23 protein-coding genes and 1 tRNA gene are annotated in these 26,054 nt (G+C 68.1%); 11 read left to right on the top strand and 13 right to left on the bottom strand.

Annotation, left to right across the window (positions count from 1 at the left end; translation table 11 throughout):
* Window positions 1–32: 32 nt before the first annotated feature.
* Window positions 33–1,298 (top strand): MFS transporter, encoded by a 1,266-nt coding sequence (locus MNR01_RS04645; protein ID WP_241919794.1) that lies wholly within the window; start codon window positions 33–35, stop codon window positions 1,296–1,298.
* A 141-nt stretch (window positions 1,299–1,439) separates the two neighbouring features.
* On the opposite strand, the gene dksA is transcribed toward MNR01_RS04645, so the two are convergent.
* The gene (dksA, locus tag MNR01_RS04650; protein WP_241919795.1) at window positions 1,440–2,570 is read right to left on the bottom strand and encodes an RNA polymerase-binding protein DksA; all 1,131 of its coding nucleotides are present in this window, start codon (window positions 2,568–2,570) and stop codon (window positions 1,440–1,442) included.
* A 306-nt stretch (window positions 2,571–2,876) separates the two neighbouring features.
* Here dksA and yidD point away from each other — a divergent pair, with 306 nt between their 5' ends.
* From yidD to MNR01_RS04665, 3 genes are read left to right on the top strand one after another with little or no spacing between them, the layout of a single operon-like run.
* Window positions 2,877–3,098, top strand: a complete 222-nt coding sequence (yidD, locus tag MNR01_RS04655) for a membrane protein insertion efficiency factor YidD (protein ID WP_207527161.1) — start codon at window positions 2,877–2,879, stop codon at window positions 3,096–3,098.
* Window positions 3,086–4,429 carry a dihydroorotase gene (locus MNR01_RS04660; RefSeq protein ID WP_241919796.1) on the top strand — a complete coding sequence of 448 codons (1,344 nt, stop codon included), beginning with the start codon at window positions 3,086–3,088 and terminating at the stop codon, window positions 4,427–4,429. Before yidD ends, MNR01_RS04660 begins: the two co-directional genes overlap by 13 nt.
* On the top strand, window positions 4,426–5,304 hold the full coding sequence (locus MNR01_RS04665; RefSeq protein ID WP_241919797.1) for a M23 family metallopeptidase: 879 nt from the start codon (window positions 4,426–4,428) through the stop codon (window positions 5,302–5,304). The genes MNR01_RS04660 and MNR01_RS04665 overlap by 4 nt, the downstream gene beginning before the upstream one ends.
* A gap of 12 nt (window positions 5,305–5,316) precedes the next feature.
* Here the strand turns inward: MNR01_RS04665 and MNR01_RS04670 are convergent, their stop codons facing one another.
* The 7 genes from MNR01_RS04670 to efp form a co-directional block, all read right to left on the bottom strand.
* Window positions 5,317–6,942 carry a diguanylate cyclase gene (locus MNR01_RS04670; protein WP_241919798.1) on the bottom strand — a complete coding sequence of 542 codons (1,626 nt, stop codon included), beginning with the start codon at window positions 6,940–6,942 and terminating at the stop codon, window positions 5,317–5,319.
* Between the two features lie 192 nt (window positions 6,943–7,134).
* On the bottom strand, window positions 7,135–8,067 hold the full coding sequence (gene folE2 / locus MNR01_RS04675) for a GTP cyclohydrolase FolE2 (protein ID WP_241919799.1): 933 nt from the start codon (window positions 8,065–8,067) through the stop codon (window positions 7,135–7,137).
* Window positions 8,068–8,196: 129 nt separating this feature from the next.
* Window positions 8,197–8,970, bottom strand: a complete 774-nt coding sequence (locus MNR01_RS04680) for a phytoene/squalene synthase family protein (protein WP_241919800.1) — start codon at window positions 8,968–8,970, stop codon at window positions 8,197–8,199.
* Complete coding sequence (locus tag MNR01_RS04685; protein ID WP_241919801.1) at window positions 8,967–9,656, bottom strand: phosphoglycolate phosphatase; 690 nt, start codon at window positions 9,654–9,656, stop codon at window positions 8,967–8,969. Before MNR01_RS04685 ends, MNR01_RS04680 begins: the two co-directional genes overlap by 4 nt.
* A gap of 6 nt (window positions 9,657–9,662) precedes the next feature.
* The gene (gene ubiG, locus MNR01_RS04690; protein ID WP_241919802.1) at window positions 9,663–10,388 is read right to left on the bottom strand and encodes a bifunctional 2-polyprenyl-6-hydroxyphenol methylase/3-demethylubiquinol 3-O-methyltransferase UbiG; all 726 of its coding nucleotides are present in this window, start codon (window positions 10,386–10,388) and stop codon (window positions 9,663–9,665) included.
* 171 nt (window positions 10,389–10,559) lie between these two features.
* Window positions 10,560–11,903, bottom strand: a complete 1,344-nt coding sequence (locus tag MNR01_RS04695) for a TRZ/ATZ family hydrolase (protein ID WP_241919803.1) — start codon at window positions 11,901–11,903, stop codon at window positions 10,560–10,562.
* A 154-nt stretch (window positions 11,904–12,057) separates the two neighbouring features.
* On the bottom strand, window positions 12,058–12,624 hold the full coding sequence (efp, locus tag MNR01_RS04700) for an elongation factor P (protein ID WP_200604668.1): 567 nt from the start codon (window positions 12,622–12,624) through the stop codon (window positions 12,058–12,060).
* Window positions 12,625–12,850: 226 nt separating this feature from the next.
* Between efp and epmB the strand changes: the two genes are divergently transcribed.
* Both epmB and MNR01_RS04710 read left to right on the top strand, forming a co-directional pair.
* Window positions 12,851–13,858 (top strand): EF-P beta-lysylation protein EpmB, encoded by a 1,008-nt coding sequence (gene epmB, locus MNR01_RS04705; RefSeq protein WP_241919804.1) that lies wholly within the window; start codon window positions 12,851–12,853, stop codon window positions 13,856–13,858.
* Between the two features lie 236 nt (window positions 13,859–14,094).
* On the top strand, window positions 14,095–16,170 hold the full coding sequence (locus MNR01_RS04710; RefSeq protein ID WP_241919805.1) for an EAL domain-containing protein: 2,076 nt from the start codon (window positions 14,095–14,097) through the stop codon (window positions 16,168–16,170).
* Between the two features lie 122 nt (window positions 16,171–16,292).
* Here the strand turns inward: MNR01_RS04710 and htpX are convergent, their stop codons facing one another.
* Complete coding sequence (htpX, locus tag MNR01_RS04715; RefSeq protein ID WP_241919806.1) at window positions 16,293–17,204, bottom strand: protease HtpX; 912 nt, start codon at window positions 17,202–17,204, stop codon at window positions 16,293–16,295.
* Between the two features lie 106 nt (window positions 17,205–17,310).
* On the opposite strand from htpX, the gene gluQRS reads away from it, so the two are divergent.
* The 3 genes from gluQRS (at window position 17,311) to phaR (ending at window position 19,787) form a co-directional block, all read left to right on the top strand.
* The gene (gluQRS, locus tag MNR01_RS04720; RefSeq protein WP_241919807.1) at window positions 17,311–18,243 is read left to right on the top strand and encodes a tRNA glutamyl-Q(34) synthetase GluQRS; all 933 of its coding nucleotides are present in this window, start codon (window positions 17,311–17,313) and stop codon (window positions 18,241–18,243) included.
* 103 nt (window positions 18,244–18,346) lie between these two features.
* On the top strand, window positions 18,347–19,087 hold the full coding sequence (phbB, locus tag MNR01_RS04725; protein ID WP_241919808.1) for an acetoacetyl-CoA reductase: 741 nt from the start codon (window positions 18,347–18,349) through the stop codon (window positions 19,085–19,087).
* A 184-nt stretch (window positions 19,088–19,271) separates the two neighbouring features.
* The gene (gene phaR, locus MNR01_RS04730; protein ID WP_241919809.1) at window positions 19,272–19,787 is read left to right on the top strand and encodes a polyhydroxyalkanoate synthesis repressor PhaR; all 516 of its coding nucleotides are present in this window, start codon (window positions 19,272–19,274) and stop codon (window positions 19,785–19,787) included.
* A gap of 96 nt (window positions 19,788–19,883) precedes the next feature.
* Here the strand turns inward: phaR and MNR01_RS04735 are convergent, their stop codons facing one another.
* Entirely contained in the window at window positions 19,884–20,732 is an 849-nt protein-coding gene (locus tag MNR01_RS04735) for a M48 family metallopeptidase (RefSeq protein ID WP_241919810.1), read from the bottom strand.
* 133 nt (window positions 20,733–20,865) lie between these two features.
* Complete coding sequence (locus tag MNR01_RS04740) at window positions 20,866–22,701, bottom strand: formylglycine-generating enzyme family protein (RefSeq protein WP_241919811.1); 1,836 nt, start codon at window positions 22,699–22,701, stop codon at window positions 20,866–20,868.
* A 104-nt stretch (window positions 22,702–22,805) separates the two neighbouring features.
* Between MNR01_RS04740 and rnd the strand changes: the two genes are divergently transcribed.
* The gene (gene rnd, locus MNR01_RS04745; protein WP_241919812.1) at window positions 22,806–23,912 is read left to right on the top strand and encodes a ribonuclease D; all 1,107 of its coding nucleotides are present in this window, start codon (window positions 22,806–22,808) and stop codon (window positions 23,910–23,912) included.
* A 77-nt stretch (window positions 23,913–23,989) separates the two neighbouring features.
* Window positions 23,990–24,065: transfer RNA gene (locus tag MNR01_RS04750), tRNA-Ala, on the top strand.
* 116 nt (window positions 24,066–24,181) lie between these two features.
* Here the strand turns inward: MNR01_RS04750 and MNR01_RS04755 are convergent.
* Complete coding sequence (locus MNR01_RS04755) at window positions 24,182–25,009, bottom strand: hypothetical protein (RefSeq protein ID WP_241919813.1); 828 nt, start codon at window positions 25,007–25,009, stop codon at window positions 24,182–24,184.
* Window positions 25,006–26,034 carry a hypothetical protein gene (locus MNR01_RS04760; protein ID WP_241919814.1) on the bottom strand — a complete coding sequence of 343 codons (1,029 nt, stop codon included), beginning with the start codon at window positions 26,032–26,034 and terminating at the stop codon, window positions 25,006–25,008. Before MNR01_RS04760 ends, MNR01_RS04755 begins: the two co-directional genes overlap by 4 nt.
* Window positions 26,035–26,054 lie beyond the last annotated feature (20 nt).

A 26,054-nucleotide genomic window follows, 5' to 3' on the forward strand; every position in this document is an offset into this window, starting at 1 on the left:
GCGCGGCCGCGTCGACCCGGCGTTGCCGCGCAATGACTGCCGACGCTGACGCCCTGCCCGTCCCGGGCGTCTCCGAGCTACTGCGCAACCGCGGTTTCACCGGCCTGCTGACCTATCGCCTGCTGGCGATGCTGTCCTACCAGATCGTCGCGGTGACGGTCGGCTGGCACGTATACGAACTCACCCGCGACCCGTTCGCCCTTGGCCTGATCGGCCTGGCCGAGGTGATTCCGTACTTCTGTTTCGCCCTGTTCGCCGGCTACGCGGTCGACCATCTGCCCCGGCGCAAGCTGGGCATGGCGGCCTGCCTGGGGTTGCTGGTCACGACATTGACGCTGGCCGCCGTCGCCGGCGGCGTACTGCCGGCCGGCATCGCCGGTTTCGGCACGCTCACGATCTATGCGGCCATCGCGGTCAACGGCGTGGTCCGGGCGTTCCTGGCACCGGTCTACATGTCGCTGTTCGCGCGCGTGCTCAAGCGTGAGCAATTCGCGCGAGGCGCCGGCGTCAGCAGCGTGGTGATGCAGACGGGCCTGGTGATGGGCCCGGCGATGGGTGGCCTGCTGGTCGCCTGGGGCGGCAAGACCTCGGCGTATCTGGTGGCCGCGGGTTTTGCCCTTGCCGCGGCGATCGCGGTGATTGCGGTGCGCGTGACCGAGCCGCCGATGCCGGCCGAGCGTGCGCCGGTGTTCAAGAGCATTGGCGAGGGGCTGCAATTCGTCTTCAGGACGCAGGTCGTGCTCGGTGCGCAGGCGCTGGACATGTTCTCGGTGCTGTTTGGCGGTGCGGTGGCGCTGTTGCCGGCCTTCATCAACGAGATCCTGCATTACGGGCCAGAGGCGCTCGGCCTGTTGCGTGCATCACCCGCCGTTGGCGCGGTGCTGGTAGGCATCGTCCTGGCACGTCGACCGCTGCAACGCCATGCCGGTCGCGTGTTGCTGGTGGCGGTGGCGGGTTTCGGCCTGTGCATCATCGGTTTCGCGCTGTCGCGCCATCTGTGGCTGTCGGCGTTGATGTTGATGCTGTCGGGGATGTGCGACGGTGTGTCGGTGGTGCTGCGTTCGACGATCCTGCAGTTGGCTACGCCTGATCACATGCGTGGTCGGGTGTCGTCGATCAACGGCATCTTCATCGGCTCGTCGAACGAGCTGGGTGCGTTTGAATCCGGTGTGGCCGCACGTCTGCTCGGCCTGGTGCCTTCGGTGATCTTCGGCGGCTGCATGACGCTGACGGTGGTGGGCATCACGGCGAAACTTGCGCCGAAGCTGCGTCGACTGGATTTGCGCGATCTGCACTGAGCCGACGAAGGGGCGGAGCAATCCCCGGGTCGGCGGACGACGCCACTCCGCAGACGGAGGCCTGCCAACTCGCGCAGAGACACGAAGCCAAAAAAAGCCCGGCATAAGCCGGGCTTTTTCCACAGGCAGTCGGCGCAAAACCTAGTCGCCCATCTGCTTTTGCATGTGCTCCCAGCGCTCCTGAGCATCGATCGTGCGCTCGGCGGTGAGGCGCGCCTCGAGGCGTTCCAGGCCGATTTCCTCGCCGGTATCGACGCAGTAACCGTAGTCGCCCGAATCGACGCGCTTGAGCGTGCTGTCGATCTTGCTGATCAGCTTTCGGTAACGGTCGCGGGTGCGAAGCTCCAGCGAGTTCTCGGTCTCGCGGGTCGCGCGCTCGGCTTCGTCGCCGACATCACGCACTTCGTCCTTGAGGTTCTCGATGGTCTGCTTGGATTCCTCGACCAGATCCGTGCGCCAACGCAGCAGGCGCTGACGGAAATACTCGAGCTGGAGCGGATTCATGTACTCCTCGTCGGTCGCCGGGCGATAGCCCGTCGGGACGATGGGGCGTCCGCTGGATTCATCGGTGGTGTACGGCACGACCTTGACCTTGCCTTTCGGCGCAGGGGCCTGCGGCTTGGCGACGACGGCGACGGCTACCTTGCCGGTCGGACGTGGAGCGGTTTTGGTCGCTGGGATACTGGCGGCCGCCGCTTTCGCAGGCGCCTTGTTGGATGCGGATTGCGTCACTGGATTCTTGGCAACTTGAGGCTTGCTTACGGCCGGTTCCACCGATGCTGACTTGGTGGCCGGACGCGGTGCGGGTTTCTTGACGACGACGGGCTTGCTCTCCGGCTTGGCGGCGGGCTTGCCCTCGTTACGGGGGAGGGCCTTGCTCGGCGCGGGCTTGGCCGGAGCGGCCTGCTTCGCGGGAGCTTGCTTTACTGCTGCCGTCTTGACGGCTGCCGGCTTGGTGGCCGGCTTCACGGGCGCCGCCTTCCTGGCGACCGGCTTCTTGGCCGGTACCGCCTTCTTGGCGACGGGTTTCCTGGCGACGGCCGCCTTCTTGACGGGCGCCTTCTTGGCGACCACGGCCTTCTTGGCGACCGGCTTCTTCACCGGGGCCGCCTTCTTGGCGACCGGCTTCTTGCTGGCGACCTTCTTGGCGGCCGGCTTCTTGGCTACCGCCTTTTTCGCTGCGGGTTTGCTGGACACAGCCTTCTTTGCGGCCGGCTTGACGGTCTTCTTGACGGCCTTGGCGGCCTTCTTCGCGGTTTTTTTCACTGCCACGAGCGACTTGTCCTTCTGTTCCCCTGAGGACCTCCGAACCTGGGTTCGAAGGCTGAATTAAGGCCAGCGTGCTAAGGCCACAGCATGCCCGACTTTGCATCACGGCGTACAAGTGCCGGAATGCCGGTACGGAGCCATACATCGTGCCGGTTCCGCACGGTTCAAGCGATCCGCTGCGGATCGTCCGAACCGGAAGCCTTGTGACGGGAAAGCGCGCTGTTATACCCTGCCCCGGCACCTGCGGCAACCGCACATTCAAGTGCTTGACCGCATTAAGGAATCGTGATCGACCGCCTCCTCATTGCCATGCTTCGCGGCTACAAGCGCTGGATCAGTCCACTGCTCGGGCCGCGTTGTCGTTTCCATCCCACCTGCTCGGAATACGCCATGCAGGCGGTCGCCCGTTTTGGTGCCCTCAAGGGCAGCTGGCTGGCCGTCCGGCGGATCCTGCGCTGCCATCCCCTGCACCCCGGCGGGCACGATCCGGTGCCAGAGCCCCTCCACGGAAAGCACACATGTCGACACTGATCGTCAACGCCCGCCTGGTCAACGAAGGCCGGGAATTCGACGGCGACCTGCGCATCGAAGCCGGCCGCATCGCCCAGATCGGCAGCGGCCTGTCCGCCCGCGACGGCGAAACGGTGGTCGATGCCGGCGGGCGCCGGCTGCTGCCTGGCATGATCGATGACCAGGTGCACTTCCGCGAGCCGGGCCTGGAGTACAAGGCCGACATCGCCACCGAGTCGGCCGCGGCCGTGGCCGGCGGCCTGACCACCTTCATGGACATGCCCAACACCAACCCGCCCACGCTCGACGCGGCGGCGCTGGAGAACAAGTACCAGCGCGCCACCGGCCGCGCCTGGGGCAACTTCGGCTTCTACATGGGCGCGAGCAACGACAACCTCGCCGCGATCCAGTCGCTCGACCCGCGCACCGCGCCGGGCATCAAGGTGTTCATGGGCGCATCCACCGGCAACATGCTGGTCGACAACCCCGACATCCTGGACGGGATCTTCCGCGACGCACCGACACCGATCATCACGCACTGCGAAGACACGCCGATGATCGACGCCGAGATGGCCCGCTACAAGGCCAAGTACGGCGACGACATCCCCGCGGCCTGCCATCCCGACATCCGCTCGCGCGAAGCGTGCATGAAGTCGACGCAGCTGGCGCTGTCGCTGGCGAAGAAGCACAACTCGCGCCTGCACGTGCTGCACATCAGCACCGCCGACGAGCTGGCCCTGTTCGAACGTGGCCCGCTGCTGCGCGGCGACGGCACGCGCAAGCGCATCACGGCCGAAACCTGCATCCATTTCCTGCGCTTCGACCGCGCCGACTACGAGCGCCTGGGCAACCTGATCAAGTGCAACCCGGCGATCAAGGACGCCAGCGACCGTGAGGCCCTGATCCAGGCGCTGGTCGATGATGTCATCGACGTGCTCGCCACCGACCACGCACCGCACACGCTGGAGGAGAAGGCGCGTCCCTACGCGTCCGCGCCGAGCGGCCTGCCGCTGGTGCAGTACGCGCTCAATGCCGCGCTGGAGCTGGTCCACGAAGGCCGCCTGACCACAGCCCAGGTCGTGCAGAAGTTCGCCCATGCACCGGCGCAGCTGTTCGACGTCCAGGGCCGCGGCTTCCTGCGCGAAGGCTACGCGGCCGACCTGGTGCTGATCGACGACACGCCGTTCACCGTGCAGCGCGAGGACGTGCTGTCGAAGTGCGGCTGGTCGCCGTTCGAGGGCACCACCTTCCATTCGCGCATTGCCTCGACCTGGGTCAACGGCGAGCTGGTCTGGGACGGTCGGCGCCTGGTCGGCACGCCGCAGGGCCAGCGCCTGGCCTTCGATAGATGAGATTGCGCATCGCGGCAGTGCTGGCGCTCCAGGTCCTGGCGCTGTCCGGTGCAGCAAGCGCGCGGCAGGCGCCCGATTCGCAGGTGCAGGGCCAGCGGTTCCATGCCGCGTTCCTCCCGACCAGCGTGCCACAGGGGTCGCTGGTGATCGGCCTGGCCGCGCCCGACGCCATCGTCGAATACGACGGCCGGCGCCTGCGCGTTTCGCCTGATGGCACCTTCGCGTTTGGCGTCGGTCGCGACGCCAAGGGCCCGCTCTCGGTGAAGATCACCGATGCCGACGGCAACGCGGTGGTCAACGCCATCGCCGTTTCCGCGCGCGACTGGCCGGTGGAGAACATCAACGGCGTACCGCCCAAGACCGTCGATCCACCGCCGGAGATCGCCGCGCGCATCGAACGCGAGCAGGCGCAGGTCACCGCCGCGCGCGTGCGCGACGACGACCGCGACGACTATGCGCAGTCATTCATCTGGCCGGTGCAGGGCCGCATCAGCGGGCGCTTCGGCAACCAGCGCGTCTACAACGGCACGCCCAAGTCACCGCATTCGGGAATGGACATCGCCGCGCCCAGCGGCACGCCGATCAAGGCCCCCGCCGCGGGCGTGGTGACGTTCGCCGCGCCGGACCTGTACCTCACCGGCGGCACGCTGCTGATCGACCACGGCCACGGCGTCAGTTCGAACTTCCTGCACCTGTCGCGGATCGACGTGAAGGTCGGCGACCGCGTCCAGCAGGGCCAGGTGATCGGCAAGGTCGGGGCCACCGGTCGTGCCACCGGGCCGCACCTGCACTGGGGCATGAACTGGTTCGACGTGCGCATGGATCCGCTGCTGGTACTCGAGCACGGCAACGGTTCGACCGCCGCAGCGAAGTGACCTGCTGCCGCGTCAGACCGTCTCCGCTGTCGCGCGCAGGCGCGAGGCGGTGTAGCCGGTGACGCGATCCCGCCCCGTTTCCTTGCTCGCATACAGCGCCGCGTCGGCGCGCTCGAGCAGCTTCTCCACGCTCTCGCCGTGATGCAGCTCGGCAACGCCGAGACTGAGCGTGGCCGGGAACAGGCGGCCGTCGATCGATAGCGGCCGGCAGTTGACCGAAACGCGCAGGTTCTCGGCCACGCCGAGTGCCTCGCGCAACTGCGTGTCCGGCAGCACCACCAGGATCTCGTCACCGCCGAAGCGGCCGAACATGTCGTAGGTGCGCAGCCGGTTGCGCGTGCGCAGCGAGATGATGCGCAAGGTCTGGTCGCCGATGCGGTGGCCGTGCTCGTCGTTGATGCGCTTGAAATGATCGACGTCGAAGAACACCACCGACAGCGGCCGGCGACCGCGCTGCGCCGACTCGACCAGCGCCTCCAGTCGTTCCTCGATCGCCGAGCGCGTCAACGCGCCGGTCAGCACGTCATAGGTCGCCAGGCGGCTGGCGTGGTCGCGGTCGCGGCGCAGCTGGTGCATGTGGTCGGTCAGGCCGATCGTCAGCACCAGCCCACCCAGTGCAAAGCCAATCGGCAGCGCGTACTCCAGCCACTCCGGATTGCGCCAGCCGCCGAGCAGCTCGCCCATGCGCAGGATCACCAGCACCACCATCGGCGACCACGACAGCAGCATGAAGTAGGCCTCGCGCTGGCGCTGGAAGCAGCCGACGACGCTGGCGACGAACATGATCGCCGCCGATACCAGGAGCACCAGGTTGCCGGTCAGCGCGATCGCGCTGGCGGCACTGGCGACCGTGGCTAGCATCAGGATCAACAGCACGGCATTGCAGCCATGCAGGACCTTCATCAACCGCGGTTGCCGTTCCGGCAGGCTCAGGTAGAAGGCCAGGAAGCTGTTGCTGGCCAGCACCGTCAACATGCCGAACATGCGTCCCACGCGCGGGTCGTAGCCGATCAGGTCGGCCAGCCAGGGCAGGATCCGCAGTTCGCCGCCAATGCAGGCCTGGTACAGCGCCTGGGCGAACATCGCCATGAACAGGTAGACATAGCTGCGCTCGCCGATGCCGATCCAGAAGCCGAAGGCGAGCATCGCCAGCACCAGCAGCGTGCCCAGCACGAGTGTGCGCAGGGCGACGTGGCTCAGGTCGTGGCGGTGGACGTCCGTCAGCGATTCGATGGCCACCGGCATCGGTGACGGGCTGAGCATGTGCACGCGCAGGTAGATCTGCTCGCCCGTCGCCAGACCTTGCGGCAGCGGCACGACCAGCGCGCGCGTGGACACGGTGCGGTCGGCAACCGATCCGATCAGTCCGCGGCGTACCGGCATGGCTTCGCCGGGTCGCCAGACTTCGACCTGGTTGAGGTGGGGAAAGCGCAGGACCAGGTTGGGTGCGTCGGCCGGGGCCACCGCCTCGCGCGCGGTCAGTCGCCACCAGCGCGGCTGCGACGAGGTTTCGAATACCGACTGGCCTTCGACCTGGGCGAATTCGCCATCAAGCTCGCCTGCCAGCACCTGCACCGGAAGTGGATCGCCATCCAGTCGCGCCACGTCGAAATGCTGCGCCGACACGGAGGTCGCCACCAGCATTCCCAACACGGCAACTGCAGCTTGCCACCACCGACGCGCGGGTTTCCCCATGATCCGGACCGGCCCCCTGGTTACGCAGTCAGCATAGCCCAAGTGAGACGGCCGTCGCGAAACCGCCCGGCGGAGCGGGCGCGCCTATCGTCGAATAAGGGCCATCCTGCGACCCTTCACAGCGGGGCCCGGGCGTTACGCCTGGGCGCCCTGGCCGCTGACCCGTGCCACCGCGTCGTGCGCGTGGAGGCTCTCGAAATGGGCCACTTCGGCGTCGAAATGCTCGATCCGCGGGTCGGCCGACAAGGCGGCGGCGACGCGGCGGGCGGCGTCTTCGCAGAACATCAGGTTCTCGGCGTTGAGGCGGGCAAAGGCCTGCTCGTCTTCACGCTTGACCGCGGTCTGCACGGGCGTGCCGAGCGCCTGCTCGAGGGCGTCGATCAGCGCCGCCAGCGGCAGTTCGTCGAAGGCCGGGCGCAGCTCGACGCGGACGTCGGCGCGGCTGCGCTGGGCATGCGGGGTCGCGGCCAGGCCGCGTTCCGATGCCAGCCACTCGCCGACGACGGCATTCGACAGCGGTCGCGCACCGGCGAAATCCTCGGCGAAGCGATCGGCATTGAGCTGGCGCGACAGCGCGGCGGAGGCCGGGCACGTGCTTGAGTACTCAACCGCGAAACGCAGGGCCAGGCGCAGGTGCCCTTCACGCAGGCTCGCGTCGATCTCGACCGGGTAGCGCTTCCAGCCGGCGTTGTCGCTGGCCAGCGCCTTGCGCAGCAGCAGCTGTTCGTAGCGGACCACCAGGCGCGCGGCGCTGGAGATGCCGCCCTGGTTGTCGATCAGCGTCTGCAGCACGCGGCGCAGGCCGGCCGGGGTGACCGTCTCGCTGGCGAAGGCGTTCTGCAGCTGCAGGTACATGCGCGACATGTGGATGCCGCGGGCGTTGGCGTCCTTGAGGTCGACGGAGACGTCGACCGAGGCGGCAACGGTCATGGTGTCGCCGTCGGCCGAGGTCACGCGCAGCGGCAGGGCGATGTTGGACATGCCAACCCAGTCGAGCGGTCGCGCCGCGGCGGCGGCGTCGAAGGCGACATCGGGGAGACGGCGCGGGGTTTGCGGGATCGTGGTCACGGCAAGGGATATGGGGTTGGCGCCGGGGGGCGCAAGCCGGGCCATTGTAGCGGGCACCCGTGACCGCCCTGCGGCGAGGCCTGCAACAGTCAGTTGCGGCGTCGCCGCTGGGATCGTGCCGGGCTGGCCTCAGTTGCCCCGCGCACCGCGCCATCCGGTCAGCAGCGCGCTCCAGGGCGGCAATGGCAGCGTCGCATCGCCCCGGCGCAGTCGCTGCCGGGCCAGGGCCGACCACAGCCGGCGCGGCCGCGTGGCTGCGCTTGCCGTCGGCCAGGTCCGCAGCAGCTCGGCCGCCCAGGCGTGGGCCACCGACAGGCCCTCGGTACGGGCCAGTGTCGCCAGCGGCGCAGCCGATTCGCCGACGTGCGCCAGGCGTGAATACAGCAGCCCCGCAGTAACAAGGCGCTCGGCCGGATCAGCAAGCTCTGTCGCGGCGGCGGTTGCATCCGGCACGTCCGCGCCGCCGAACAGCACTGCCTCGATGCGGGCCGCGGCCTGCGCGAACGTCTGCAGCGACGCATAGGCGTCTTCCAGGTCACGCGGGCGCTCACGGCTTTCGCGCAGCGCCGGCAAGGCTGCCGCCAGCGTCTTCCACGGCGCCGGCAGCTTCTGCAGGGCGATGCCCAGCGGATGGCGGCGTGCGCCTTGCGACCAGCCGTGCAGCTCTTCGCTCCACCACGCCAGCTTGGCCTCGCCCGGACGCGCATCGCTGCCGCCCCACGCCGCATCGGTCAGTTCCTGCAGCAGCGTCGCCCAGGCCAGCGCGATGTCGCGCTGCGCCTGCGGCACGAACACCTGCACCACGGCCCACTCGGGCCAGCGCGCGCGGAACTTGTCGAGAAAACTGTCCAGCGCGTCGCTGCTGCCGCCGTCGGCAACGGCCACGGGCAACGGCTCGCTCATCGCGGCACCGGCCACGTGGCGGCAACCACCAGCTCGGCCGGGGTTTCGATCATGACGTCACCCAGCCATGCCGCCGGGTCGTCGCCGTCGAGGCGATAACCCCACAGCGCGACCACCGACGGCATGCCGGCGGCGCGTGCCGCCTGGATGTCGCGCTCGTCGTCGCCGACATAGATGCACTGCGTCGGTTCGATGCCGATGCGCTCGGCGGCGACGGTCAGCGGCAACGGGTCAGGCTTGCGCCGCGTCAGGGTGTCGCCACCGATCAGCACCGCGCAACGCTGCTCCCAGCCCAGTACCGGCATCAGCTGGCGGGCCAGGTATTCGGGCTTGTTGGTGACGATGCCCCAGGTACTGCCGGCCGCTTCCAATGCCGCCAGCATCGCGTCGACGCCGTCGAACAGCCGGCCGTGGCGACCGAGCTCGCGCTCGTAGTGGTCGAGGAATTCCGGGATCCAGCTTTCGCGCTGCGGCTCGTCGACCTGCGGGAATGCCGCCGCGACCATGGCGCGCGCGCCCTTGGACACATGCGGGCGCAGTTCGTCGAGCGGCATCGACGGCTGCCCGCGCGCAGCGCGCATCGCATCGATCGCAGCGACCATGTCCGGCGCGCTGTCGAGCAGGGTGCCATCGAGGTCGAACAGGACGGCGCGGGGGAACTGCGGGGTGTGTGCGTTTGCGGGCATGGCGCGTCAGGCCTCCGGCTTCAACGCGCACGCCAGGTAGTTGACGTCGGTGCGGCCGATCACGCGGGCGCTGTTGCGCCACGGCTCGTACATCAGCCCGCTGACATCTTCCAGCTGCATCCCTGCGTCGCGCAGCCACGCGCCCAGCTCCGACGGCTTGATGAAGTCGCGGTACTGGTGGGTGCCGCGCGGCAATACGCGGGCGACGTATTCGGCGCCGACGATGGCCAGGGCGAATGCCGCCGGCGTGCGGTTGAGCGTCGACAGGAACAGGCGTCCGCCCGGGCGCAGCAACGTCGTGCAGGCACGGATGATCGAACCGGGGTCCGGTACGTGCTCGAGCATTTCCATGCAGGTGATCGCCTCGAACTGGCCCGCCATCTCCGCGGCCAGCGACTCGACCGACTGCAGCCGGTAGTCGACCTTGACGCCGGTTTCCAGGCCGTGCAGGCGCGCGACCTTGACCAGCTCGGGAGCCAGGTCGAGCGCGGTGACCTGCGCGCCCTCGCCCGCCATCGCCTCGCTGAGCAGGCCGGCGCCGCAGCCGACGTCGAGCACGCGCGCGCCCTGCAGCGCGGCGCGCTGGGCGACGTAGCCCAGCCGGGCCGGATTGAGCGCGTGCAATGCCTTCTGCGGCCCCTGCGGGTCCCACCAGCGCTGCGCAAGCGCGCCGAACTTGTCGAGCTCGGCCTGGTTGAAGTTGCTGTCGTTGGGTTTGGATGAAGCGCTCATGCCTTCGAACCTCGATTGTCTCCTCGGGGAGACAGCAAAAATGTATCCGCCATCAGAAACCTCCCGTCATCCCGGCGAAAGTCGGGACCCATCTTGACCTTGCTGCAGCTCGCGCCAAAAGCAAACGCAACCGCAACATGGATCCCGGCTTTCGCCGGGATGACGAGGGGGTCACGACAGTCTGATCGCGGCAATCCGCGTACGCCATTGCTTGGCGTTGGCGATCAGCGCCTGCTCGTCGATGTCGACCAGCACGCGTCCACGCAGCTTGGCCTGCCCGGCGATCCAGACATCGCTGACCTGCTGGCGGCCGGTCGCGTAGATCAGCTGCGAGATCACGTGGTGCAGCGGCTGGGTCTCGATCTGGTCCAGGTCGATGCAGACCAGGTCGGCCTGCTTGCCGACTTCGATCGAGCCGACCTTTGCCTCGTAGCCCAGCGCGCGTGCGCTGCCCAGCGTCGCCGCATGCAGCGCGCTGGCCGCATCGAGCGCCGAGGCGTCGGAAGCGACCGCCTTGGCCAGCAGCGCCGCGGTGCGGGTCTCGCCGATCATGTCCAGGTCGTTGTTGCTGGCGCAGCCATCGGTGCCGATGGCGATGTTGACGCCGGCCTTCTGCAGCTTGCCGACCGGGCAGAACCCGGAGGCCAGCTTGAGGTTGGACTCCGGGCAATGGGCGACGCTGACGCCGCGCTGCGCGCACAGCTCGATCTCGGCGTCGGTCAGCTGGGTCATGTGCACGGCGATCAGGCGGTCGTTGACCAGGCCGAGACGGTCCAGCCGCGCCAGCGGACGCTGGCCGTGCTTTTCGTGCGACTCGGCCACCTCGTGCGCGGTTTCGTGCGTGTGCAGGTGCACCGGCACGTCGAGCTGGTCGGAGAGCATGCGGATGCGTTCGAAGTTCGCGTCCGAAACGGTGTATGGCGCGTGCGGTGCGAAGGTGGTGCTGACCAGGGCGTCGTCGCGCCACTGGTCATGGACCTCGCCGGCGCGGTCGAAGTACTCGTCGGAGGACTTGGCCCACGCGGTCGGGAAGTCGATCACCGGCAAGCCGACGCGGGCGCGGAAGCCGTGGCGCTTGTAGACCGCGGCCTGCACGTCGGGGAAGAAGTAGTTCTCGTTGGCGCAGGTGGTGCCGCCACGCAGCATCTCGGCGATGGCCAGGGCGATGCCGTCGGCGACGAACTCCGGACCGATCACCGCGCCTTCCACCGGCCAGATGTGCCCCTGCAACCACTCCATCAGCGGCAGGTCGTCGGCAATGCCGCGCAGCAGCGTCATCGGGTTGTGGGTGTGCGCGTTGATCAGGCCCGGGATCAATGCCGCTTCCGGCCGCGAGACGATCTCGGCGGCGATGAAGCGCGTGCGTGCTTCGCGGGTCGGCAGCAGCGCCACGATGGCGCCGTCGCGGATGGCCACCGCATGGTCCTCCAGGACCACACCGTGCGGCTCGACCGGCACCACCCATCCGGCTTCGATCAACAGGTCGCAGGCTTCGGGGCGGGTGTCGGGGTGCATGGGTGTCCTTTTTCCGTCATTTCGCGAAGGCGGGGACCGGACGACGTAGCCCGGGTAAGGCCATTGGCCGCACCCGGGGTGATGTTGTTTTCCCCGGGTGCGCTTCGCTTACCCGTGCTACGCCGTGGCCGCAACGCGGCCACGGGCCAAATCGTCACTTGACCCGGCTGACGTACTCGCCCGAGCGGGTGTCGACCTTGATGATTTCGTCCTGGCCGACGAACAGCGGCACCCGCACCACGGCGCCGGTTTCCAGCGTCGCCGGCTTGCCGCCGCCGCCGGAGGTGTCGCCACGCACGCCCGGATCGGTCTCGACGATCTTGAGCTCGACGAAGTTCGGCGGCTGCACGGCGATCGGGGTGCCGTTCCACAGCGTCACCACGCAGTCTTCCTCGCCCTTGAGGTACTTCTCGGCGCCGCCCATGCCGGCCTTGTCGGCCTGGACCTGCTCGAACGACTCCTGGTTCATGAAGTGCCAGTACTCGCCGTCGGAGTACAGGTACTGCATGTCGGTGTCGACGACGTCGGCCTGCTCCACGTTGTCGGTCGCCTTCATGGTCATTTCGACCACGCGGCCCGACTTGATGCTGCGGTACTTCACGCGGGTGAAGGCCTGGCCCTTGCCCGGCTTGACGTACTCGGTGTCGGTGATGATGCACGGGTCGTTGTTGACCAGGATCTTCTGGCCGTTCTTGACGTCGTTCATGCCCAAGGTGGCCATGGGTGCAACTCCTGCTAGATGAATAAGTGTCTTGGCGCCGACCGCCGGGATCGTCAGACCGGATCATCAAATCCGCGGCGGAGGCTAGAATGTCGGGTTGTTGTGCCCGGCCCCGAGGCCGCGGCGCAAGGAAAACCGGTCCGCCATGATACCCGCAGCCCCCGTCCGCTTACAGCACGCCCTCTTACAGCACGCCCTCTAGCACGCCCCCATGCAGCACGCCCCCATGCAGCCGGCCCCCCTTCCGCACACGCCCGTCGCACAGCGCTGGCAACAGCTGTGGCGCGAAGCGGTGCGCGATCCGCGCGAGCTGCTGGCGATGCTGGGCCTGGAGGACGCCGGCCTGGCCATCTCCGACGAGGCCGCGGCCCAGTTTCCGCTGCGGGTCCCGCGCGGTTTCGTCGCCCGCATGCGCCACGGCGACCCGGACGATCCATTGCTCCGGCAGGTCCTGCCGCTGGATGCGGAGATGCAGCCGATGCCGGGCTTCAGCCTCGACGCAGTCGGAGACGGCGCGGCCAAGGCCGGCCACGGGGTGATCCGCAAGTACCGCGGCCGCGCCCTTCTGGTCACCACCGGCAGCTGCGCGATCCATTGCCGCTACTGCTTCCGCCGTCACTTCCCCTACGCCGAGGAGACCGCGGCCGCCGCCGGCTGGCGCGAGGCGGTGGCGCTGATCGCGCAGGACCGCGACATCGACGAGGTCATCCTCTCCGGTGGCGACCCCTGGTCGCTGGCCACGCCCAAGCTGGCGGAGCTGACAGACGCCCTGGCGCGGATTCCGCACCTCAAGCGGCTGCGCGTGCATACCCGCCTGCCGGTGGTGTTGCCGGAGCGGGTCGACGAGGCCCTGCTTGGCTGGCTGCGGGCCCTGCCCTGGCCGGTCACGGTGGTGCTGCACGCCAACCACGCCAATGAATTCGATCCCGCCGTCGATGCGGCGCTGGCACAACTGCGCGGCGCCGGCGCCACCCTGCTGAACCAGGCGGTCCTGCTGCGCGGCGTGAACGATTCCGTCGACGCGCTGGCCGAGCTGAGCGAACGCGGCCTCGCCGCCGGGGTCCTGCCCTACTACCTGCACCAGCTGGACCGCGTCCAGGGCTCGGCCCATTTCGAGGTCAGCGACGAGACGGCCCTGCGCCTGCACCGCGAACTGGCCGCGCGCCTGTCGGGCTACCTCGTGCCGCGACTGGTCCGCGAAGTGGCCGGCGATCCGGGCAAGCGCCCGCTGTAACGTGCCGGTCGCCGGGCGGCGGCAAGCTTGCCGGTCCCTGCCCTGCGTCCACCACCGGCGAAGTCAACGTGCCGCGCCCCTGGACGTTGCTCCGTGTTCGCTTCGAACACCCTCCGCGTCCGTGCCCCGATCGATGACCTTGCCTGCGAAACCCCGTCGCCTATCCCGTTTCCGCCCCTGCCGCGTGGACTCATCCCGCGGTTCGTGTCATAAAACCGGCTTGGGGAGGTGACGCAATGCAATTCGGCAAAGATACGGCGCTGCGCCTGCTGATCGTCGACGATAGCGTCGAGGCAGCCGAGGCCATCGTCAGCGGGCTGCGCAACAGCGGAATCGCGGTGCGCCCGTCGCGACCAGAAAACGAGGCCGAACTGGCCAGCATGATCGGCCAGCATCCGCTGCCGGACATCGTGCTGGCCGCGCGCGAGGCGCGCGCCGTGCCGATCACCAAGGTCATGCAGGCGGTCGACGCCAGCGGCAAGGACCTGCCTGTGTTGATGCTGATCGACAGCATCGACGACACGCGCCTGCTCGAGATGTTCACCCTCGGCGCCCGCGGCGTGATCCTGCGCGGCCACGCCGACCACATCCAGAGCCGGGTCCGGCGCGAATGGGCCGACCTCGAGGCGCGCCGTTCGCTGCGCCGCCTGGAAGCGCAGGTGCGTGAAACCGAGCGCCGCTGCGATGCGCTGATCGACTCGTCGCGCGAGCCGATCGCCTACATCCACGAAGGCATGCACATCCGCGCCAACCCGGCGTACCTGGAAATCTTCGGCTTCGAGACTTTCGAGGACATCGAAGGCATGTCGCTGCTCGACCTGATCGCACCGCAGAAGGTCGATGGCTTCAAGCAACTGCTCAAGCAGATCGGCAAGGGCGAGGCGCCGCCGCGGCACGAGACCGAAGCACGAACCCTCGACGGGAGCCATTTCCCGGCAGTGATGGAGTTCACCCAGGCCAGCTACGAAGGCGAATCCTGCCTGCAGGTGATCCTGCGCCGCCAGGAGATCGACCCCGAGCTCGCGCGCGAGGTCGAGGAACTGCGCCAGCGCGACCAGGTCACCGGCCTGCTCAACCGCGCCACCTTCCTGCGCGCGCTCGAGGACGCCGTGGCCGATGCCGCGCAGAACGCCACCCACCATGGCCTGCTGCTGATCGAGCCGGACCACTTCAACCGCCTGCTGCAGGACATCGGCCTGGACGCCGCCGACTCGCTGATTGCGGCGATGGCGCAGCGCCTGCGTGCCGCGTTGGGCCCGGACGACGTCGCTGCCCGCTTCGGCGAGCACCAGTTCGCCGTGCTCACCAGCAACAGCAATCACAAGAGCAGCATGGGCCTGGCCGAACGCCTGCGGGCGGCGTTCGCCGACCATGTGCTGGAGACGGCAGACCGCTCGCTCAGCACCACCGTCAGCATCGGTGGCGTCCTGATTGGCGAAAAAATCGCCAGCGTCACCGCCGTGCTCGGCAAGGCCAGTCAGTGCGTGCAGTCGGCCAGTGGCGTCGGCGGCAACCGCACCGACCTGTTCGACCCGGGCGCAGCCGACCGTGCCGAGGAAGAGCGCGTCGAAGCCTGGGTCGCGCGCATCCGCGATGCGCTCGACGCAGACCGCTTCGTGATGGATTACCAGCCGCTGATCGGCCTGCATGGCGAGCCGATCGAAATGTACGAGGCCTACCTGCGCCTGCGCGGCGAGCACGGCGAACTGGTGCCGCCGCTCACCTTCCTGCAGATCGCCGAGGAACACGGGCTGCTGTGGGAAATCGACCGCTGGGTCGTGGGCAGGGCGATTGCGGTGATCGGCGAGCGCATTCGCGCCGGCAAGCAGACCACGATGCTGGTCAAGATCACCCAGGCTTCGCTGCAGGACAACACCCTGCAGCAGTTCATCCAGGAGCAGTTGGCGCGTCACGGCGCCGATGGTCGCTTGCTGGTGCTGCAGCTGCCGGAGTCGAAGGTGTTCACGCATCTGCGCGCGGCCCAGGAGTTCCAGGCCAAGGTCGCCCAGTACGGCGTGCGCGTCGGGCTGGAGCAGTTCGGTGTCGGCCTCAATTCGTTCCAGCTGCTGAGCCACTTCGATGCGGCGCTGCTGAAGATCGACCGCAGCTACATGGAAGACCTGAACGCCAACCCCGACCACCAGCAGCGCGTTCGCGAGATCGCCGAGAAGGCGCGCGAGCTGGGCAAGATCACCATCGCCGAGTTCGTCCAGGATGCCGGCAGCATGAGCATCCTGTTCGGCGCGGGGATCGACTATGCGCAGGGCAACTTCCTGGCGTCGCCGGGTCCGACGATGGACTACGAGTTCTGAGGTATGGCTGCACAGCCCAACGCGTAGCCCGGGTAAGCGCAGCGCACCCGGGGAATAACGCTACGGTTGAAAAGCCCCAAAAAAACAGGCGGGCTTTTTCATTCCAGCCAGCGAGCCAGCTATCAGCTCACCACAGTCCCGCGCACCTGCTCCAGCGGCGCATTGCGCAGCGTCTCGATGCGCTCTTCCAGCGGCGGGTGGCTCATCAGCAGCCGGCGCAGGCCGTGGCCGACCGCACCGCTGATGCCGAAGGCCTGGACGGTCTTGGGCAGCGTGCTTTCGCCGTAGGTCTGCGACAGGCGCTGCAGCGCGGAGATCATCTTGTCGCGTCCGGCCAGGCGGGCGCCGCCGGCGTCGGCGCGGAACTCGCGGTGACGCGAGAACCACATCGCGATCATGCTGGCGAACAGGCCGAAGATCATGTCGAGCACGAACACGATCACGTAGTAACCGATGCCGACGCCACCGCCCTCGCGGTTGCCGCTGATGAAGCTGTCGATCACGCGACCGACCACGCGCGACAGCACGATCACGAACGTGTTGAGCACGCCCTGGATCAGCGCCATCGTCACCATGTCGCCATTGGCGACGTGGCTGACCTCATGGCCCAGCACGGCCTCGGCCTCGTCGCGGTTCATCGCGCGCAGCAGGCCGGTGGACACCGCGACCAGCGAGTTGTTGCGGCTCGGACCGGTGGCGAAGGCGTTGATCTCCGGACCGTCGTAGATGGCCACTTCCGGCATCTTGATGCCCGCGGCCTCGGCCTGGCGGCGCACGGTGTTGACCAGCCACTGCTCGGACTCGTTGCGCGGTTGCTCGATCACGTGCGCGCCGGTGGAGCGCTTGGCGATCCACTTGGAGGTCATCAGCGAGATCAGCGAACCGCCGAAGCCGAAGAAGGTGGCCATCAGCAGCAGGCTGCCGGAATTTCCCAATGTGACGTTGAAGTACTTCTGCAGCACCGCCATGACGATGCTGAGCAGGGCCAGGACCGCCAGGTTGGTGGCGAGGAACAGGGCGATGCGTTTGAACATGACAGGAACCTTTCGCGCACCATGCGCGTTACCAAGGGAAAATGTGGCACGCTGGCGTTGAATTCAAGTGAAACCCCCCGCGCGCGCTTTGCCAGACGAGTCCGCAGTGTCCCCTACGCCCGCCACCTACCGCGGCCGCTTTGCGCCCTCGCCTACCGGCGACCTGCATTTTGGCTCATTGCTGGCAGCTTTCGGCAGCTGGTTGCTGGCCCGGCAGGCAGGCGGCCGCTGGCTGGTGCGGGTCGAGGACCTGGACCCGCCACGCGAGGTCACCGGTGCCGCCCGTCGCCAGCTCGATGCGCTTGCCGCCTTCGGCTTCCACGCCGACGAGGACGTGGTCTGGCAAAGCCGGCGCGGCGCCTTGTACCAGGCCGCACTCGACCGCCTGCTCGAAAGCGATCGTGCCTTCTATTGCCACTGCAGCCGCACCGACCTGATCGTCGCCGCCGGCGTCCACCGTGCCTGCGTGGCACGGGCCGGCAGGCCTGACCCGGCGGTGCGCCTGCGCGTCGCCGACGGCAGCGTGGCCGGGTTCGACGACCTCGTCGTCGGCCACTACAGCCAGGACGTCGCGGGCAGCGTGGGCGACTTCGTGCTGCGTCGCGCCGACGGCTACTGGGCCTACCAGCTGGCGGTGGTCGTCGACGACGCCGACCAGGGCATCACCGACGTCGTGCGTGGTGCCGACCTGCTCGACTCGACCCCGCGCCAGATCCTGCTGCAGCGCGCGCTCGGCCTGCCGACGCCGCGCTATGCGCACCTGCCGCTGGTGCTCGGGCCGGACGGGCGAAAGCTGTCCAAGTCCGACGCGGCACAGCCGGTCGATCGCGACGACCCGCTGCCGGCCCTGCGCGCGGCCTGGCAGCGTCTCGGCCAGGATCCGGCGGTGCTTGCCGACGCCAGCGACCTGCCCGACCTGCTCGCCCGCGCCGTGGCCGCGTTCGTGCCCGCCTCCATCCCGGCACAGCCGGCGCCCGCGCGCGAGTTGTCATTTGCGTCGGTCACCATGGCCGGGGCGGACGCGGGCGATGGCGATTGAAGACCCTCCGCCTTTCGCACTGCACATCCCCATCCGCACCAACCCCTAGAATCCAATCGACCGGCCGCGACCCGAGCGGTCGGCAATCCAAGGAGACGACCTCATGCAGTCACGCGTAGCCCTGGTCACCGGCGGTACCGGTGGCATCGGCAGTTCGATCGTCCAGCGCCTGGCGCAGGCCGGTCATCGGGTCGCCACCAACTACCGTGACGAAGGCCGGGCGCGCGCCTGGCAGGCGCAGATGCGCGAACGCGGCTTCGATATCGCGCTCGCCCCCGGCGACGTTTCGTCGCCCGAGCAGGCGCAGGCACTGATCGAGCAGATCGAACGCGACCTGGGCCCGATCGAAGTGCTGGTCAACAACGCCGGCATCACCCGCGACTCGACCTTCCACCGCATGACGCCGATGCAGTGGAACGAGGTGATCGGCACCAACCTCAACTCCTGCTTCAACGTCACCCGGCCGGTGATCGAAGGCATGCGCGAGCGCAAATGGGGCCGGATCGTGCAGATCAGCTCGATCAACGGCCTCAAGGGCCAGTACGGCCAGGCCAACTACGCCGCGGCCAAGGCCGGCATGCATGGCTTCACGATTTCGCTGGCGCGTGAGAACGCCCGCTTCGGCATCACCGTCAACACGGTCTCGCCAGGCTACGTGGCGACCGACATGGTGATGTCGGTGCCGGAGGAGGTCCGCGCCAAGATCGTCGCCGAGATCCCGACCGGTCGCCTGGGCACGCCGAACGAGATCGCCTACGCCGTTGCGTTCCTGGTCGCCGAAGAGGCCGCCTGGATCACCGGCTCCAACCTCGACATCAACGGCGGCCACCACATGGGCTGGTAAGCAATGGCCCCGCAGGTGCCGGCTGCCAGCGACCGACCTGTCCGGTTGCTGATCAGCCGGTCGCCGGCCACCGGGCTCGTGCAGCCGCGCCCCCCATTCACCCCGCGGACCTGCATTTCGCCAGTTGCAAGCCCTGCCGGCCTGCGCCATGCTGCGAAGCACCACGATTTAGAGCCAATGCTCCATGGCATCGATGCGCGTCATCAAGAAGTATCCGAACCGCCGGCTCTACGACACCGAGATTTCCAGTTACATCACCATTGAGGACGTGCGCCAGCTCATCGTCGACGGCGAGGAGTTCGAGGTGCGCGACGCGCGCAGCGGCGACGACCTCACCCGCCAGGTGCTGCTGCAGATCATTGCCGAGCACGAACAGGACGGCGAACCGGTGCTGTCGACGCAGCTGCTCAGCCAGATCATCCGCTTCTACGGGGACTCGCTGCAGGGCTTCATGGGCAGCTACCTGGAGCGCTCGATGCAGGTCTTCCTCGACCAGCAGCAGCAGTTCCGCAACCAGATGGGAGGCATCCTCGGGCAGACGCCGTGGGCGCTGATGAACCAGCTCACCGAGCGCAACCTGGCGATGTGGAACGAGTTCCAGCGCAACCTGTCGAGCACGGTCGGCCAGAGTCCGACCCCGCCGGGCACGGGTACTGGCGCGGGCAACAGCAGCAAGCCCAAAGCCGACACCAAGCGCTGACGCCAACAGCCGCGTAGCCCGGGTAAGCGCAGCGCACCCGGGACAGTTCACGCATACCCGGGTGCGGCCTTTGGCCTTACCCGGGCTACGCCCCGACTATTTGCAGTACTGCGCGCGGAACTGCTCCGCCTGCGGCATCAGCGACTGCAGCACCTGGATGCGGTTGGCCGGATCCGGATGGGTCGAGGCGAATTCCGGCGGACGCTCGCCACCGCCCAGCTCCGCCATCCGCTGCCACAGCGGAATCGCTTCCTGCGGATTGAAACAGGCCGCCGCCGCCAGCATCAGCCCGACCTTGTCGGCCTGGGTCTCGTGATTGCGACCGTAGGGCAGGATCAATCCGTACTGCGCACCGGCGCCCAGCGCGGCCATGATCGCCTGCTGCTGGCCCGGGTCCATCCCGCCGACCGCCATGCCGGCGGCCATCTGCCCCATCTGCACCAGCTTTTGCTGGGCCATGCGCTGCGAGCCGTGGCGCAGCAGGGCGTGGGCGATCTCGTGGCCCATCACCACCGCCATCGCGTCCGCGTTCTTGGCCACCGGCAGCAAGCCGGTGTAGACCGCCATCTTGCCGCCCGGCAGGCAGAACGCATTGACCTGGTCGGACTGGATGACGGCGACGTCCCACTGGAAGGCCTGGTGGTCGACCGGCACTTCCTGCTGGTGCTGCGCGGCCAGCGCGGCGGTCACCTGCGGCACGCGCGCGATCAGCCGCTGCGCGATCTCGCGGATCTGCTGGCTGACCTGGGCATTGGCGGGCAGCAGCGCGTTCTGCGCATTGGCTTCGCCCAGCACCTGCTGGAACGCCTGCGCGCCCAGCTGCACTTCTTCTTCGGCGGTGGTGCCGTAGTGCGCGGTCTCGCCGGTGTAGGGGTCGACCTTGGCGCTGCCAAACCACTGCCAGGCGGCATAGCCGGCAAACAGGACGAGGATCCACCAGCGCATTCCGCCGAACCCGCGCCGCGGTCGGCCCTGCTGTCGCGCACCACCCAAGGGATCTGTCCTCACTTCCGCCCTCCTCGTCCGTCCTGGATCCATGCACTTTAAGCCGACCGGCGTGAGGAGTGGAGCCCCCTGTTCAGATTTCGCGCACCACCCGGAACCCGATGCGCGCACTCGTCACATTGCCGTCGCTGCCCTGTCGCCAGGCCGATCGCGTCTGCGCTGGCGAACTTGCCCAGGAACCGCCCCGCACGACTCTGGAACGGCAACCGGGGTTGAACCAGGCCGCAGCATCCCGCGGCGCGCGACGGTAGGTGTCGTGCCAGCAGTCCGCCACCCACTCGCTGACATTGCCAGACAGGTCGTGCACGCCGAATGCATTGGCGCGATAGGTGCCCACCGGCGCCGGGCCCCAGGCGCCATCTCCATAACCGACGAAGGCATTGCGCCAGCGACGGCCGCTGGGCGACGCGTCCAGGCCGCCGGTGAAGTTGCCTGTGCGCACCGGCGGTGTGCCGTCACCCCACGGGTAGCGGCGGCTGTTGCCGGCGCGCAACGCGTACTCGAACTCGGCCTCGCTCGGCAGCCGGTAGCGCTGGCCGGTCTGCGCCGACAGCCACTCGGCATAGGCAATCGCATCCTTGGCGCTGACGTGGACCACCGGCATGTCGTCGCGGGCCGGGTTGCCGGCGTAGTCGGATTGCCAGTCGACGTTGCCGCGACGCACGAAGTTGCCGCTGCGCTCGTCGTAGGCGTTGGAATAGCCGCGCCGGCTGGCACGTGCGCGGTGCTTGCTCGCGGCCATGAAACGACGGAATTCGCCTACGGTTATCTCCGTGCGCGACATCGCCAGGCCACGCTCGAAGCGGATGTTGCGCAGCGGTCGCTCGGCATCGCTGGAGTCGATCTCGCCCTCGGGCGCACCCATGCGGAAGGCACCGTGCGGGATCACCACCAGCTGCGGCCCGCGACCGCCGCCCTTCATCGCATCGGTGAAGGTCTGGCCGGGGCGGAACAGGCCGTAATGCGTGGCCAGGTCGATGCGTTCGCGCAGCTCGCGTGCGGCCGGGTCACCGGCTGGCGCGATGCGCAGCAGCAACCCAAGCAGGCGCCTTGCCTCGTCGACGCCGGCGTTGCGGGTCAGCACCGCCACGCCTGCGTCGCGCAACGCGTTGACCCGGGCGATGCGCTGCATCGCCACGCGGGCACGGGCATCGTCGACACTGGCATAGCCTGGTCGCACGTTCGCTGCGGCGTCGAGCTCGCGCTGGGCACCGTCGTAGTCGTCATGATCGGCGGCCACTTCGGCGCGCCGGATCAAGGCGCTTTCCACCGCGGCGATGCCCTGGTTGGCGCGCTGGTCACCCGGACGCAGCTCCAGCGCCTGATGAAACCAGGCCAGGGCGGTGTCCTGACCGCCATCCACGCCGAGGCGTCCGGCATTGAGGGCTTCCTCGCCAAGCCGGTTGGCTTCCTGCGCCTGGTCGGATTTGTCCAGGCGCGCCAGGTAGGCCACCACCTTGGCGTCGTCGGGCGCGATCGCACGCGCAACGGCGGCGACTTCATGCGCGCGCCGCAGCGACAGCGGATCGCGGTCGATCGCGGCCAGTGCTTCACTGCCCTTGCCCAGCAGGCTGGTCATGGCGCGACGGAAGCCCGCTTGCACCGCGGCATCGTTGGGTGCGTACCGGCGCAACGCCAGGTACAGCGGGATCGCGTCCTCGGCGCCGCCGAACAGGCGGCCTTCCTTCAGGGCGGCGGCCGCGTTGGCCTTGAGCTCCTTGAAGTTGGCCTCGTTGACCTCGACCACCGGCGCCCGCCACGGCGGCACCGGCGACACGGCCTGGTCGGCGCTGATGGTCACGATCGGCGCGCGTGCGCCGGCGGCTTCGCGGGACGGGCCGGACGGCTCGCGCGAACAGCCCGACAGCAATGCCAGCATGGCGGCGAAAGCCAACAACGGTGCGCGCAATCGTCCTCCTCGCCTCATGCCGGGACACTTGGGTGCGTCGAAAGTAGGCTATTGTCGCCCGCCCCGGCAACCTCGCCACCCCCTTCCGCGCTTACCATCCCCACATGCCTGCCGCCTGGATCACCGACCCCGCCGCCCTGCGCGCCCATTTCGCTGTACCGCCGGCGCGGATCGGACTGGACACCGAGTTCATCCGCGAACGCACCTTCTGGCCGCAACTGGCGCTGGTGCAGATCGCAATCGAGCGCGCGGATGGTGACGAGCCTGACATCCTGCTGGTCGACCCGCTCGCGCCCGGCATCCTCGCCGCGCTGACGCCGATCCTCGCCGACGACTCCATCGTCAAGGTGATGCACAGCCCCAGCGAAGACCTGGTCGCCTTCCGCCATTCCTGCGGCGTGGTGCCCAAGCCGCTGTTCGACACCCAGCTCGCCGCCGCACTGGCCGGCATCGGCGCCGGCCTGGGCTACCAGAAGCTCGTCGAACAACTGACCGGCATCGCCCTGGCCAAGGGCGAGACGCGCTCGGACTGGCTGCGTCGTCCGCTGTCGGCGGCCCAGCTCGAGTACGCCGCTGACGACGTGCGCCACCTGTTCGAAATGCACGACCAGCTCCAGCACCGCCTGCAGGAACTGGGTCGCAGCGACTGGCTGGCCGAGGACGCCGCACGCACGGTGATCAACGCCGAGAACGAAGGCCCGGAACGCTGGCCGCACGCGACCATGCGCAGCGCCCAGTTCCTCGAACGCGACGCCCAGCTGCGCCTGTTGCGCCTGCTGCGCTGGCGCGACACCTACGCCCGCGACAACGACCGTCCGCGTACCTGGATCCTCGACAACGAACTGGCGGTCAACCTCGCCCGCAACCCGCCGATGGATCGCGCCGGGCTGCAACGTGATCTCGATGCGCACCCGAAGGCGCCGCGCAAGTTGGGCGATGCGGTGTGGGCCGCCTTGAACACACCGCTGCCTGATGAAGCCGACGCGCCCGACGCCAACCAGGGCGACAACCGCGACAAGCAGCGGCTGCGCAAGCTGCAGGATGCGGTGGCCGCGCGCAGTGCCGAGCTGGGATTGCCGGATGGCGTGCTGGCCTCTCGGCGGTGGCTTGAGGCGTTGCTCGATCGCGGAGAGTGGCCGGATGCCTTGTCGGGCTGGCGTCGTGAGGCGCTGGAGCCGGGGATCGGGCCGTTGCTGGCGGGGCAGGACTGAAGCCGAGGGCGCCGCACCATGGCACCGGAGCCCCCGTTGGCATGAGCGGAATCCCTCGCTAAACTCCGGACGTACGTGGGGCGGTAGCTCAGCTGGGAGAGCGTCGCGTTCGCAATGCGAAGGTCGGGAGTTCGATCCTCCTCCGCTCCACCATTTCATTCCAGCTTTGAAGGCCCCGGCGAGCCAGTCTCTCCGGGGCCTTCCTGCATCTGGTGGCGCGGACCATCCGTGCCCCGTACCCGCGTACTCCCAGGCGGATCCCGACAGGGTCAATCCGACGGCTGGCAGTCGTCATCCGCCGCCTGCTTCGTGGGATGTGACTGGCCCTGCTGCGCCTGGCACTGCTGTGCCGGGAGCTGTAACACCTCGTGCCTGTCGGGGGTGTAGATGCAGCACCACGGCGTCGGCGGATCCTTGTCCGTGTCGTTGTGGTCGTCGATCGCCTTGCCGACGAGGATCGCCCCGAGGACCGCCGCTGCGATGCCGACCGCCTTCTTGCCGCTGCTCGAGCCTCCACCGAAATACTTCTTCGACCAGGCGATGCTGCGCGCGGCTTCGGCCGCGTCGACGGTGTACTGGTTGATGGCGCCATCGGCTGCAACCTGATATCGCTCGTAGGTGCCCACGGACAAGGCGATCGGCCTATCCAGGTCGACACCGCCTTCGACCACGGTGAGCTCGGACGCCATGCCATCGGCTTTCAGGTTGACCGTGCTGCGGGTGACGCCGCTGATGCTCTGGGTGCCCAGGCAGATGTTCTTGGCATTGACCAGCGCCTGCCCCTTGAGCATCTTCATCACGATGCACTTGGCCGCGATGATCAGGTTGGGGTCGGTGTTCTCGTCGAGCTGGATGAAGCCGCTGTAGCCGTCGGCCATCAGGTTGACGCGCACGCTGGTGCCTGGACCGGTGCTGATGTAGTCGCCATCGTAGATGGGGACCTTGGCGTGGTTCTTCACCTTGGTCTGGTTGTAGAAGGCGTTCTTGCCATCCACTTCCATCAGGCCTACCTGCGCCCGCGGCGCTTGCGCCCATGCAGCAAGGTTGCCGCCGAACAGGAGCAACAATGCGAGCACGAATGTCGTCGGACGTTTCATTTCTTTGCTCCCGTCGCCGGCGCCGTCTTGGTCGGGGCGCCGAACAGGTCGTGCATGCGGACGATCTCCGCGCGTGACAGCGTTGACGACGGCATCCAGATGACCTTGCGCGCCGTCGCATCCCAGGCGATGAATTCACTGTCGGTCTTGTCGAGCAGGTACAGCGTGCTGCCGGGGGTCGGAGCCGCGTCCAGCCCGGCATCGTCGCTGGCGGTGATGCTCAGCACCGGATACACGGTCGGCCGCTTCAGCACACCGTAGTCCATCGGCAGCAACAGCAGGAACAGGCCCATCGAAACCACGAACGGTGAGATCAGCCAGTTGCGCCAGCGCCATCGCGCCACCGTGTACCACGCCACGCAGGTCAGGATCACCAGGTAGATCGCCTGCGTCAGCCGCTCGCCAAAGGCGCTGCCCAGCGTTACCGAATCGCCCGTACGCAAGGCCTTCTGCAATGCGAGCGACAGCGCGTACGGAACGCCGTCGGCGATGCACTCGTTGCTGCCGGCATCGCTGTAGAGCAAATCGGAGATGCACAGTGGCGCGTAGGACGGGTGCAGGCTCTCGCCGGTCAACCAGATCAGCACCGCGAACAGCACGCCGTAGAACAGGCTTCGGGCGATCCGTGGCGCCTGCGTGCTGCGACGAAGCTCGCGCCAGGCACTGAAGCGCTCCAGCAAGGGCAGCACCCGCCGCTTGCCGATGAGTGACCCGATCACGACCGGCACCAGGACGATGCCGATCATCGTGAAGAACAGCAGCGACACCTCGGCCAGGTCGTAGGCCACCTCGAGGAAGAACTTGGCGCCCTCCTGCAGGAAGTGATCGCTGTTGAACTCGACGAAGCCATACAGCCCCAGCATGTGCAGGTGGGCGCGCGTCACCAGGTAGCCGCAGGCATACAGCAAGGCGGTGATGCCGGCCAGAGAGCCGCCGATCCACAGGATGAAGCCCTTGATGCCCGCCGCGATGTTGATGGCCTCGGGCAGGTCGGGCAGCGCGGCAGGTGTGGTTTTGTCCTCCATCACATTCGATCCGGTTGCAT

It is taken from the genome of Lysobacter sp. S4-A87, from assembly GCF_022637455.1.
GTDB lineage: Bacteria > Pseudomonadota > Gammaproteobacteria > Xanthomonadales > Xanthomonadaceae > Lysobacter_J.